The organism is Peptoniphilus sp., assembly GCF_050943655.1.
Classification (GTDB): domain Bacteria; phylum Bacillota; class Clostridia; order Tissierellales; family Peptoniphilaceae; genus Peptoniphilus_A.
Genome location: NZ_JBMNPQ010000046.1, coordinates 1 through 11,529 on the forward strand (window position 1 = coordinate 1; position 11,529 = coordinate 11,529).

Annotated in this window: 11 protein-coding genes, 1 other RNA gene and 1 pseudogene; 11 read left to right on the plus strand and 2 right to left on the minus strand. The window is 32.8% G+C overall.

The genetic code is table 11. The features are described 5' to 3' along the window. The 9 genes and pseudogenes from ACOX6R_RS05390 to ACOX6R_RS05430 form a co-directional block, all read left to right on the plus strand. Positions 1-260, plus strand: a pseudogene (locus ACOX6R_RS05390) (DNA primase); the annotation flags it as partial. A gap of 1 nt (position 261) precedes the next feature. Further along, positions 262-1,368: an RNA polymerase sigma factor RpoD gene (rpoD, locus tag ACOX6R_RS05395; protein ID WP_433448086.1), complete on the plus strand. Its 1,107-nt coding sequence runs from the start codon at positions 262-264 to the stop codon at positions 1,366-1,368. Further along, positions 1,365-2,054, plus strand: coding sequence for a tRNA (adenine(22)-N(1))-methyltransferase (locus ACOX6R_RS05400; protein ID WP_433448061.1), 690 nt, complete (start codon positions 1,365-1,367; stop codon positions 2,052-2,054). Before rpoD ends, ACOX6R_RS05400 begins: the two co-directional genes overlap by 4 nt. After that, positions 2,038-2,811, plus strand: a complete 774-nt coding sequence (locus tag ACOX6R_RS05405; protein WP_433448064.1) for a Nif3-like dinuclear metal center hexameric protein — start codon at positions 2,038-2,040, stop codon at positions 2,809-2,811. Before ACOX6R_RS05400 ends, ACOX6R_RS05405 begins: the two co-directional genes overlap by 17 nt. A 27-nt stretch (positions 2,812-2,838) precedes the next feature. Then, an RNA gene (rnpB, locus tag ACOX6R_RS05410) (RNase P RNA component class A) lies at positions 2,839-3,164 on the plus strand. Between the two features lie 188 nt (positions 3,165-3,352). Then, entirely contained in the window at positions 3,353-4,468 is a 1,116-nt protein-coding gene (locus tag ACOX6R_RS05415; protein ID WP_433448067.1) for a C40 family peptidase, read from the plus strand. A gap of 74 nt (positions 4,469-4,542) precedes the next feature. After that, complete coding sequence (locus ACOX6R_RS05420; protein ID WP_433448070.1) at positions 4,543-5,235, plus strand: GNAT family N-acetyltransferase; 693 nt, start codon at positions 4,543-4,545, stop codon at positions 5,233-5,235. 109 nt (positions 5,236-5,344) lie between these two features. After that, positions 5,345-5,842, plus strand: coding sequence for a hypothetical protein (locus ACOX6R_RS05425; protein ID WP_433448072.1), 498 nt, complete (start codon positions 5,345-5,347; stop codon positions 5,840-5,842). A 22-nt stretch (positions 5,843-5,864) separates the two neighbouring features. Then, complete coding sequence (locus tag ACOX6R_RS05430; RefSeq protein WP_433448074.1) at positions 5,865-7,520, plus strand: carbon starvation CstA family protein; 1,656 nt, start codon at positions 5,865-5,867, stop codon at positions 7,518-7,520. 100 nt (positions 7,521-7,620) lie between these two features. Here ACOX6R_RS05430 and ACOX6R_RS05435 read toward each other — a convergent pair whose 3' ends face one another. Continuing rightward, the gene (locus ACOX6R_RS05435; RefSeq protein WP_433448076.1) at positions 7,621-8,205 is read right to left on the minus strand and encodes a class II aldolase/adducin family protein; all 585 of its coding nucleotides are present in this window, start codon (positions 8,203-8,205) and stop codon (positions 7,621-7,623) included. A gap of 93 nt (positions 8,206-8,298) precedes the next feature. On the opposite strand from ACOX6R_RS05435, the gene ACOX6R_RS05440 reads away from it, so the two are divergent. Together ACOX6R_RS05440 and ACOX6R_RS05445 are read left to right on the plus strand one after the other, a co-directional pair. Further along, complete coding sequence (locus ACOX6R_RS05440; RefSeq protein WP_433448079.1) at positions 8,299-9,129, plus strand: purine-nucleoside phosphorylase; 831 nt, start codon at positions 8,299-8,301, stop codon at positions 9,127-9,129. 1 nt (position 9,130) lies between these two features. Continuing rightward, entirely contained in the window at positions 9,131-10,171 is a 1,041-nt protein-coding gene (locus ACOX6R_RS05445) for a s-methyl-5-thioribose-1-phosphate isomerase (RefSeq protein ID WP_433448081.1), read from the plus strand. A 48-nt stretch (positions 10,172-10,219) separates the two neighbouring features. Here the strand turns inward: ACOX6R_RS05445 and ACOX6R_RS05450 are convergent. Continuing rightward, on the minus strand, positions 10,220-11,529 hold a 1,310-nt coding region (locus tag ACOX6R_RS05450), incomplete at its 5' end, for a zinc ribbon domain-containing protein (protein WP_433448083.1).

Sequence of the window (11,529 nt, forward strand, 5' to 3'; positions counted from 1 at the left end):
ATAAGAAATTAGTTACAACTGATTTTAGTAATAAAATATTGTCGATGAGTTCTGACCTACTCATGAATGATAGTATTGTAGATGAGCTTATTAATACAATGAAGAGAAATTATTTAAATAGAGAGAAGTCTAAAATTTTAGAAGAAATTGAAAATCTTCAAAAAGAGAACAATATTTCTCTATTGCATGATGCTTTAGATAATTTGAGGGATATTAATTTAAGGCTGAGCGAATCGATTAAGGAGGATTACAATGAGTGACATGTCAAAAAAGACTGATAAAAACAAAAAAGATGAAAAGTCAAAAGAAACTGTCATTAACGAACTTATAAAAAAGGGTAAAAAAGATAAAAAATTGACGTATGATGAAATAGGAGATGCCCTAGAAAGTTTTTCTATAGACTCTGATGAGATTGATTCTATTTACAAAGAGTTTGAGAATTTAGATATAGAAATTATTTCAGATAAAGATGATAAAGAAGACGACGATGACGAGGAAGTGGATGTAACTAAAGAGGATCTATCTGTTCCTAAGGGAGTTACAGTTGATGACCCTGTCAGAATGTATTTAAAAGAGATTGGTAAAATTCCTCTTTTAACTGCAGAAGAAGAAGTTGAAATTGCAAAGAGAATGGAAGCAGGCGATGAATTTGCCAAAAAGGAACTCGCTGAGGCGAACCTTAGACTTGTGGTTTCAATTGCTAAGAGATATGTTGGACGTGGAATGAGTTTTCTTGACTTAATTCAAGAGGGAAACTTAGGTCTAATGAAGGCGGTAGATAAGTTTGATTACACTAAGGGGTTTAAGTTTTCAACTTATGCAACTTGGTGGATTAGACAGGCTATAACAAGAGCAATTGCTGATCAAGCTAGAACTATTAGAATACCAGTTCACATGGTTGAAACAATTAATAAACTTGTAAGAGTTCAAAGACAACTTGTTCAAGAACTAGGACGCGATCCATTGCCAGAAGAAATTGCAAAAGAGATGAACCTTGATGTTGAAAGAGTTCGTGAAATTCAAAAAATTGCTCAAGAACCAGTTTCTCTTGAAACACCTATTGGTGAAGAAGAAGATTCACATCTTGGTGACTTTATACCTGATGATGAAATACTTTCACCATCTGATGCGGCAACATTTACTCTTTTAAAAGAACAGCTATCAACTGTTCTAGAAACTCTTACTGAAAGAGAAAAAAAGGTGCTTACTCTTAGATTTGGTCTAGAAGACGGAAGAGCAAGAACTTTGGAAGAAGTTGGAAAAGAATTTGACGTAACTAGAGAAAGAATTAGGCAAATAGAGGCAAAGGCACTTAGAAAACTACGACATCCAAGCCGTTCTAAAAAATTAAAGGATTATTTAGAATGATTAAGTTATCAAAGAGATTACAAAAAATTGCAGATTTAGTGGATATGGACTCCACTGTAATAGATGTGGGCACAGATCATGGATATGTGCCTAATTTTTTGTGCAGCAAAGGAATTTCAAAAGACATCTATGCCACAGATATTTCTAAAAATTCTTTGGATAAATCCATTGAACTCACAAAAGAACTTGGAAATGAAAAGTATATTAAAAATATTTTAGCAAATGGAATTTTAAATGAGATGCGCGATAACATAATTATTGCAGGTCTTGGTGGAATCCAAATAGCTGAGATAATTTTTGATGCTGAAGATGTATGCAGAAATGCAAAAAAATTAATACTTCAGCCAATGCAGAAGACTTTTATCTTGAGGCGCGAACTCATGGATAGAGGATATGAAATATTTGATGAATATATAGTTTTTGAAGATGATAGATTTTTTGAAATACTTCTCGTTAGATTTCTAGGAGAAAAAATTGAATATACAAATAAAGATATATTTATTTCAAATATTCTCGTAAAGAAAAAGGACGAAGTCTACTTAGAATGTTTAAAAGAGCGCAAAGAAATTTTGGAAGATATTTTAAATAATTTCAATTCACAAAATGAAAGAGCAATGGAGAGAAAAAGTGAATTGGAAGAAAATTTAAGATACTTATCGGAGGCAATAGATGAAATATCAAATTAAAGAAATAATAAATTTTATGGAAGGCTGGGCAAAAAACGAATATCAGCTATCTTGGGATAATTCTGGGAAACAAATTTATTTTGATGAAGAAACTGACAATGTAGTAGTTGGTATGGATCTTACAGATAAATTAATAGATGAGGCGATAGAGAATGGTTCAAAATTAATAATCACTCATCATCCACTGTTTTTTGCTGGAATAAAAAACATATGCCAGGGGTCTTATGTGGGAGATAATATAATTAGGTTAATAGAGAATAAAATATCTGTATTATCTTGTCACACTTCTTTAGACATAGCAGCAGGAGGCGTAAATTGTGTCTTATTTAATAAGCTAGCTTTAGAGGATATGGATGTACTTACTTATGAAGAAGAAAAGCCCATGGGTCTTGTGGGAAGTCTAAGTGAAGAGATGAGTTTAGATGATTTTATTAATCTAGTTAAAGAAAAACTAGATGTTTCAAATATTAGAATTTATGGCAAAAATCCTGATAAGATGATTAAGAGAGTGTCCGTAATGGGTGGATCAGGTGCAGAATTTATGAAAATAGCAAAGTCAAAGTCTGATGTGTTTGTAACAGCTGATGTAAAGTACCACGACGGGCAGTGGGCCTATGAGAATGACTTTTACGTACTAGATCTTGGACATTTTCATTCAGAAAAAGTTGTGTTAGATGAAATTAGTGAAAGAATCAAAGAAAAATTTCATGATTTAGACGTGCACGTGTGCAAAAAATCTTCATTTGAACTTGATTAATTGATGCTATTTTATTATAATAAAAGTTAAGTAAATCGGTTAACTGCGCATAATGCGAGGAAAGTCCGCGCTCCACAGAGCAAAGGTGCTGGCTAACGGCCAGTGGGGGCGACCCCAAGGCTAGTGCAACAGAAATATACCGCCATAATGGTAAGGTTGGAAAGGCGAGGTAAGAGCTCACCAGATTATTAGTGATAATAATGCTATGTAAACCCCATCTGGAGCAAGACCGAATAGGAATTACAGACGCTGCTCGTGTCTGCCGGTAGGTAGGTTGCTAGAGGCTAATGGTAACTTTAGTCCAAGATAGATAGTTAACAAAACAGAACGCGGCTTATAGATTTACTTGTTTTCACAAAAAATTTATATTACGAAATGTAAAAGTTACAAAATAGTTAATCGGTCTTAACTTTTTTGTAACTTTTTGTTGTTTTTTTGTAACAACTTTGTTATACTTTAAAGGTAAGTAAAGTTAGAATAATTCTAAAATAGAAATTATAGTAATAGTTTTAATATATTTAAAGTATAGGAGTTGTTAGTATTGAAATCCTCAAGACATAAGCTCCCATTAGGGATTATAGCACTTTGTGCAACATCTCTATTTGGGCTAAAAGATACAGGTGTATTTATTAATGAACATGTACAAAAGACATATGGTGGAAATGAAATTGAATTCTCTGTAGGAGAAGAAGTTCAAATTATCGAAGAAAAAGATGATGGTTACTACGTTGCTAAAGGAAAAGCAAAGGTAACAATTCCACGCGATAAGATTCTAGTTAAAGAATTAGACGTACCTACTTATCAAATAGTAAAAGCTAGTCCTATTTTTGATGACAATGGACTTATTATTAGAAGTTTGTTTATTGATGAATACGCAGTTGGAATTTCAATAAATGGTGACAAAGCTAAAATAAAATGTAATGATGGCACTGTTGGATTCGTTTCAAGAGATGCTTTAAAGAAAATTTCTGATAAAAGAGATAATGTTACAAAAGTTACTGTTAAAAATGATGTAGTAGCAAAATCTGGTGGCAAATCACTTAATCTTAAAGCAGGAGAGACTGCAGATGTAGTTGACTATGATGCAGGTCATTTTGTTGTAAGAGATGATAACAATGCAAAATATAAAGTTCCAGCTAAGAATTTAGATATTGTTTCTGGACAAAAGATTGAAAAGCCAGTTGTTAAAGAAGAAGCAAAAGTACCTAAAGAGTCAAAACAAATTGTTAAGCTTGAAGCTCAAAAAGCACCAGAAGCACCTGCTGTTGTAGCTACAAAAGCAAGTGGATCTGCTGCAAAAGTAATTACTTCAGCAGAAAACAAATTGGGTTCAACTTATGTATATGGAGCAACAGGTAACGGTGGATATGACTGTTCCGGTCTTGTATATTCTATATATGTAAATGAACTTGGAGTTAAACTTCCAAGATCTTCAAGAGAACAATCACAATATGGCATGCAAGTTTCTAAAAGTGATTTAAAACAAGGAGACCTAGTATTCTTTAATACTACAGGTAGTGGAGTAAGCCACGTTGGTATTTATGTTGGAGATGGCAAATTTATTCACGCATCTTCAGGACAAGGAAAAGTAATTACATCTTCACTTGCTGAAGATTATTATGAAAATGCATATGTTAATGCAACAAGGGTATTATAATATATATCATTGACGTTAATCGCCGATCGAAAAATCGGCGTTTTTTTATAAACAAATTTAATGAGGGGGCAAAAATGAGCGATAACTTGAAATTTAGATTTTTATCCAAGGAAGATATTGATGACATCCTAAAATTAACAGGCGAGATTAATGCTAAAATTAAGACAAGAAGTATATTTTCAGAAGATACTAAGGAAGAGCTAGAAGAAGTTTTAGATAATGGCGGACATTTTCTTGGAGTATATGATGGCGACGACCTCATTGCTTATAGAGGCGTCAAAATACCTGACGAAGACTCAAATGTTGCAAAATTTATTAAGAATTTTGAAATACCACTGGACAAAGTTCTAATTAATGATACAGTAGTGGTGAAAGAAGATTATAGAGGAAGAAATTTACAAAATAGAACTCGAGACGAAATCGCAAAGAAATTTGAAGATACACAGTACACTCATAGAATGGGTACAGTCTCTCCTATGAATCCACATTCTTTTAATAATACTTTTAAGAGTGGATATAATATTATTGGGCTTGAGAAACTCTATCCAGACGAACATAATCCAGATGGATATTATAGATTTATTGTTCACAAATCAGACGATGTAGAATATTATTTTACTGGAAACGAAAAATATATCCACCATGAAGATATTGACAAAATAAAAGAAGCAATCGATGAATTTTTCTACGGAGTGGAAATTGATAAAGACGGATATATTCTTTTTAAAGAAGCAGATGTAAAAGTAAAAGATGATGATTCCCATTGATTAGGTGGGAATCTTTATAGAGTCTGAAAACGATATTCTTTTAAAACCCTTACTTCAATTGACAAAGTTTTCAAATGATGGGATAATAGGGTAAAGGAAAGATGAAACTATGAATAAAGAAAGATATTTATCAAATTTAAAAGAGATTTTGAGTGTATATTACGACGTTTATGAGGATTTTGATACTGATTTTGGAAGTGTCGATATTTATGCAAAATTTTTTGAGAGAAACGACAGATATATATTAAAAAAGGAAGCTATTATTTATTCGCAGGAAGCTTTCGAACATGTTTTTTGTAAGTACTTTGAAAACCTTACTATAAATGATGTAGTTGATTTTACAGGGTACTTAGAAAAAAATATAAATACGTTTGTCAAGCCAGACGATAACCATATGTCATCTATTCTTAGGGGCGTTATTGTAACGAATGAAAAACCAGACGAAGAAATAATAAAATTTATACAAAAATATAAATATTATAAAAGTTTTCAATTTGGCTTTAAAGGATGGGTAAATATAGGTTTAAACTTGGTTGACATAAATAATGAAAATAATTTTTACTACAATAAGGTGGGTAAAGGTGGTAAAGATTATTTCAAAATTTAATATTTTTTAAGGAGGTAAGAAAATGTTATCTTTAGGTATAGTACTCATCTGTATTATCTTATTCGTCATCGCATATAATACTTATGGCACTTATTTAGGAACTCAATGGGGTATTGATCCTAGCATTCCAACACCAGCTCACACAAAAGAAGACGGCGTTGACTTTGTTCCTGCTAAACCTCAAATCTTGTTAGGTCACCACTTTGCTTCGATTGCTGGAGCTGGACCAATTAATGGACCTATTCAAGCAGCAGTATTTGGATGGCTACCAGTTCTTTTATGGATCATAATCGGAGGTATATTCTTCGGTGGAGTGCATGACTATGGTTCTCTTACAGCATCTATGAAAAATGATGGTAAGTCTGTAGGTACAATAGTTGAAGACTATATGGGTAATACTGGTAAAACTCTTTTCTCAGCTTTTGCATGGCTTACTCTTATTTTAGTAGTTGCAGCATTTGGTTCAATCGTAGCTCAATCTTTTGAATCTACTCCAGTTGTTGCTACAGCTTCACTTCTATTCATGTTAGAAGCTATTGTATTTGGTTACTTTGTATACAGAAAGGGAGCTAACTTAGGAATTGCAACTGTAATTGGTGTAATCGTTTTATTCGCATCAATTTACATCGCTCAGTTCTTCCCAATTGCTCTTTCTGCAAATACATGGACAATTATCCTTGGAGTATATGCATTTGTTGCATCAACAGCTCCAGTTTGGATTCTACTTCAACCAAGAGACTATTTAAACTCATACTTACTATACACTATGATGATTGGTGCGTTCTTAGGAATTTTAATTGCTAGACCAGAAATTCAACTTGAAAAATTCACTGGATTTAGACTAGAAGGAGCTAACGGCTCAGTTAAATTCTTATTCCCAACACTATTTATCACAGTAGCTTGTGGAGCTATTTCAGGTTTCCACTCTCTAGTAGGTTCAGGTACTACTTCAAAACAAATTGACAACGAAAAAGACGCAAAACTTATTGGTTATGGCGCAATGTTAATTGAATGTGCACTTGCAGCAATAGCACTTGTTACAGCAGCTTATTTAACTAAAGAAAAATACGGCGAAATCCTTGCTGACAAGGGCCCTACAGTACTATTCTCAATGGGTATTGCAGACTTTATGACTAAGTTCGGTATTCCTTATGAACATGGACTTACTTTTGTAACATTATCAGTATCAGCGTTTGCTCTAACAACACTTGATACTGCAACAAGACTTGCTAGATTTATTTTCCAAGAATTCTTTGAAAAGAACGATGGCGTTGGCGAACAACCAGCACTTACAAATAAATGGGTTTCTACAACAATAACTGTTGTAGTAGGATTTGCCTTTGCTCTAAAGGGCTACAAGTTGATTTGGCCTATTTTCGGATCAGCAAACCAATTACTAGCAGGACTTGCACTACTAGGAGTTGCAGGATGGCTAAAGGGCGAAAAGAAGAATTACAAGATGATCATTGCTCCAATGTTCTTCATGTTCGCAGCTACACTTACTGCTCTTATTATTGAAACAAAGAACTATTTCGCAAAAGCTACACTTGAAGGTGGAGCAGGTAACTGGATAATGACAGTTCTTCCTATAGTTCTATTCATTCTTGCTCTAGTACTAATGAAAGTCGGTTTCCAAGTTCTATTTGGAAAAGACAAAAATAGATTAGATAATAAATAATTCTAATATTTATCCCACTAAAAAAGGAGCCGCAAGGCTCTTTTTTGATGCGCAATATAAATTGTATATTAATAATTTTTTGATGCACAAATAAAACTATTTATCCAATAATTTTTGGATCACCAATGTTTAGGGAGTAATAATAAATCTTTGCTGCATCTTCTACATATTCTGCTGATAAAAAGGCAGAGGTCATATCAATTCCGCAGCACACCACGCCGTGATTTGCCATTAGACAGGTGTTAGCATCTTTAAGATAGGGGATTACTGATTTTGATACTTCGACTGAACCTGCATCATAAAATGGTGCGACCTCAACTTCTCCACCTAAAAATGGTTTCATCTCAATTAATATCAGCGGAATATTTTTTCGTGAAACTGCAAATGCTGTTGCAAAGGGGGAGTGAGTGTGGACAATTGCATTGTAATTTGGATAGTTTTTATAAATTTCAAGATGGAGTCTGTATTCCGATGACGGCTTCTTACTCGCATCGTAAGGCTCACCCTTTGAATTAATTTTTACAATGTCTTCTTCTCTTGTTTCTAAATAATCCATGCCACTTGGAGTTATATAAAAAGTATCGCTATCTTCGCCTCTTATGCTCAAGTTTCCACTTGTGCCAGCAACAAGTCCTCTATTTAAAAGTTTTTTTCCATATTCAACTAAAATTTTTCTATAATTCATTTTGCACCTCTATAGAATATAATTTATCATATTTTTACATGAATTGACAATTATATATGCTGTGATACACTAAAATAAATAAGGAAGTGTTATATGTTAAAAGATAAAATTTTTGATAATTATAAAGAAAGTGCAGATTTTATTCTAGATAAAATAAAAATAAAGCCAGAGATTGCAATTATTTTGGGAACAGGGCTTACGACTTTGTTAGATGAGATAGAGGATAAAGTTGAGATAAGCTACAGTGATGTGCCAAACTTTTTAATTTCTACAACGACAGATAATCCCGGCAAATTTATTTTTGGAAAACTTAAAGGAAAATATGTAATTTGCATGACGAAGAGATTTCACTACTATGAGGGCTATGATTTTAATGAACTTGCCACTCCCGTATATGTACTTAAACTACTTGGAGTTAAGACTTTAATACTTACAAATGCTTCTGGTGCTGTAAATTATAATTTTCATCCAGGAGACATATGCCTAATTACAGATCATTTAAATTTTGCTGGAGTTACTCCTACAAGGGGAAATAATTTAAAAGAATTTGGCGAGAGATTTTATCCAATTGATAAACTCTATGACAAAGGTTTAAGAGATTTGGCAAAAAAATCTGCAATTGACTTGGGATTTGAACTTAAAGAGGGAGTTTACTTTTTCACAGTTGGTCCGTTTTTTGAATCGCCATCAGAAATTCGTGCAATAAGGCTTCTTGGGGGAGATTTAGTTGGAATGTCTACAATCACAGAAACTTTGACTGCAGGTCACTGCGGGATAAAAGTTTTGGCGATGTCTGTTGCGACAAATTATTCATCAGACAGAATAGAAAATATGGACGGAAGCGAAGTAGAAGATGTGGCAAGAAAAGTTTCACCAAGGTTAAAGTCACTTATTATTAAAATAGTAGAAGAGTTAGGAGAGTAAAATGAAAAGACAAGATTATGATATGCCCTTTATGCTTAAATATGAAAATGTAGCCTGGTATGAAGATGGAGAAGTAAAAATTTTAGATAGAAGAGTTTACCCAAGTAAGATTAGATTTGAAATTTGCAAAACTCACAAAGAAGTTGCCAAGGCAATTACAGATATGGTTACCCAGTCTGCAGGGCCATACACTGCGGCTGCTATGGGAATGGCACTTGCAGCCTATGAAGCCCGTGACCTTAAGGGTGACCTATTTATTAAGTACTTAGAAGATGCAGCAGAAACTATTTCAACTGCAAGACCTACAACTTCTACTAGACTTAGAAAAGTGACAAGAGGTTCTATTGATGCAGCAAAATCTGCAATCGAAAATGGAGAAGATGTAGTAGAGAAAATTTTTGAAAATGCAATAGAATCCTTAAACAGAAGATATGCTGCCATGAACGATGTGGCAAAATATTTGTGCGACTTAATTCCTGATGGCGGAAAAGTTTTGACTCAGTGTTTTGGCGAGACAATTATTGGAACAATGACTAGAACGTTAAAAGAACAGGGTAAAGATGTAAAATTTTACTGCGCTGAGACTAGGCCTTATTACCAAGGGGCAAGACTTACTGCAACTTGCATAAGCGAGATGGGTTTTGATACGACAATTATAACTGACAACATGGTTGCCTATACTATGGAAAATATTGGGATTGATTTATTTACGTCTGCAACAGATACTATTACTCTAGATGGTCACGTTGCAAATAAAGTTGGAACTTTTCAAATTGCAATTGTTGCAGATAGATTTAATGTTCCATACTATGTTACAGGAATGCCCGATCATGAGAAGAAGGGTAGAGATGATATTGTAATAGAGTTAAGAGATCCATCACTTGTTTTGGGAGATCACACTGCAAAGGGAGTAAAGGCTATTTATCCATCTTTTGACATAACACCACCTGAACTTATCACAGGATTTGTGACTGATAAGGGAGTGTATAAACCGAATGAGCTAGAAAAATATTTTGATGGAGAATATAAAAGTTATTATTAAAAATTTGCACAAAAAATGGAGGGTAGAAACTACTCTCCATTTTGCTTTTTATAAAAGTGTAACAAATATAAAGTTAATCAAGAACCAAATCATTTTAAATAATAATTCAAACAATATAAATGAAAGAGCATACCATCCGATGAAGTTGATGCTTGATCTGTCCTTAAATTCTTCTTTGAACTGTGAAAGTGCAATTAAAAGTGAAAGAATTATCAGAATAACTGTTGCAAAAGGCATTGCTGTAAGGGAAGCCAACAAATTAAATTTGAAAAATCCTCCAAAAGGAGAAATTATAAAGGCAACAAATAAGAACACCTTACAAATTATCCAGTTAATCAATGAACTTTTTTTGATTTCGTAATCAGAAACGTAAATCTCGTCTCTTTCAATTGCAATATTTAGTGGGAAATAAAATTCAATGTAATCGAATAAAAGTTTTAGGACAATTGCAATTATAAGTGCAAAATTAAATCCGTGCTGTCCTATAATAATTTGGATAACAGTTAGAAGAGCACCAAGGCCCAAAACCATTTTTGAATTTTTTGATCCCAAAGCTCCAATATAATTTGAAACATTGTTATTTAGTAGAGATATTTTATTAGTAACAGTACTTAGTGCATCGTAGAAGCCTTGATTTTTACCATCTCTATTAAAACTTATCTCTTTAACTTTTGCCTTATCAGACGAAAATTCTTCTTTAGAAACATCTGAAGTTTTCTCTTTTGAAACTGCAGAATCTTTTTTTGAATCTCGCTTTTTAAATTTATTTAAGAAACCCTCAGAAGACTTCTTTTCTTTTTCTGGTTTGGTATTATTTTTTATTTCTTTATTTACGTTATTTGATTTATTTTTTGAAGATTTATTATTTGAACTTTCATCTTTTTCTTTGTTCTTCTCATACTCTTCAATGTCCTTTACAGTTATCTTTGGAGTATTTAGAGTATTTTCAAAGCTTCTCGTATCGATATCAGTAGATTTTACTACATCAATTGTATCTTCTTTTGAGTCGTGATGTTTATCTTTTTCTTTATAAGATGAGAAAATCGAAAATTCATCGTCATCTTCATTTATAAAATCTCTCCATTTTTGTTTTAGGGAAGACTTTTGTTTTGTTTCTTTTTTCTGTGAAGAGGTATCTTTATCATTGGCTTTATCGTCATAAGACTCATCAGAAGAAAATTCATCGTTATAGTTAGATTTTTTAAGTTCTTCTTGTACTCTCTTTATAAGTTCTTTTTGACTTATATTAAAACTCTCATTTAAGTCTTCTTGTTCAGATTTTTTATTATCTTTCTTTAAAGAATTTTGATTAGTTTTTTTAGAAACCTTTTTATCGCCTTCAAAGTCCGATTTATTTT

Excerpts from the sequence above, each read along its gene's own strand:
- rpoD (WP_433448086.1), top strand. The coding sequence starts at position 262 with ATGTCAAAAAAGACTGATAAAAACAAAAAAGATGAAAAGTCAAAAGAA.
- ACOX6R_RS05400 (WP_433448061.1), top strand. The coding sequence starts at position 1,365 with ATGATTAAGTTATCAAAGAGATTACAAAAAATTGCAGATTTAGTGGAT.
- ACOX6R_RS05405 (WP_433448064.1), top strand. The coding sequence starts at position 2,038 with ATGAAATATCAAATTAAAGAAATAATAAATTTTATGGAAGGCTGGGCA.
- ACOX6R_RS05420 (WP_433448070.1), top strand. The coding sequence starts at position 4,543 with ATGAGCGATAACTTGAAATTTAGATTTTTATCCAAGGAAGATATTGAT.
- ACOX6R_RS05425 (WP_433448072.1), top strand. The coding sequence starts at position 5,345 with ATGAATAAAGAAAGATATTTATCAAATTTAAAAGAGATTTTGAGTGTA.
- ACOX6R_RS05430 (WP_433448074.1), top strand. The coding sequence starts at position 5,865 with ATGTTATCTTTAGGTATAGTACTCATCTGTATTATCTTATTCGTCATC.
- ACOX6R_RS05435 (WP_433448076.1), bottom strand. The coding sequence starts at position 8,205 with ATGAATTATAGAAAAATTTTAGTTGAATATGGAAAAAAACTTTTAAAT.
- ACOX6R_RS05440 (WP_433448079.1), top strand. The coding sequence starts at position 8,299 with ATGTTAAAAGATAAAATTTTTGATAATTATAAAGAAAGTGCAGATTTT.
- ACOX6R_RS05445 (WP_433448081.1), top strand. The coding sequence starts at position 9,131 with ATGAAAAGACAAGATTATGATATGCCCTTTATGCTTAAATATGAAAAT.